The organism is Colwellia echini (assembly GCF_002843355.2).
Taxonomy (GTDB): Bacteria; Pseudomonadota; Gammaproteobacteria; order Enterobacterales; family Alteromonadaceae; genus Colwellia; species Colwellia echini.
Genome location: NZ_PJAI02000119.1, coordinates 1 through 317, shown reverse-complemented (window position 1 = coordinate 317; position 317 = coordinate 1). Strand labels below are relative to the sequence as shown.

Annotated in this window: 1 protein-coding gene; it reads left to right on the top strand. The window is 39.1% G+C overall.

The window, feature by feature from the left end:
* Positions 1 to 85 precede the first annotated feature (85 nt).
* On the top strand, positions 86 to 317 hold a 232-nt coding region (locus CWS31_RS17490; protein ID WP_148747802.1), incomplete at its 3' end, for a hypothetical protein.

Sequence of the window (317 nt, the reverse complement as noted above, 5' to 3'; positions counted from 1 at the left end):
AGCATCACGTTGCCAACGTGAATGTCACGAGTTCGAGTCTCGTTAGCCGCTCCAATTTTAACTTGGCAAAGTTAAAGAGATTTTATTGAGTAAAAGTAATTTCTACGAAGCGATTATAGCTAAGTTGGTAGAACATCACGTTGCCAAAAGCAAAGTGAATGTCACGACTTATGTTGAAGAGAGTAGTCTCGTTAACCGCTCCAATTTTAGTTGTTATACTAAAAAGATTTTATTAGTAGTAAGTGAAAAAGAATATCTACGTAGCGGCTGTAGCTCAGCTGGTAGAGCATCACGTTGCCAACGTGAATGTCACGAGT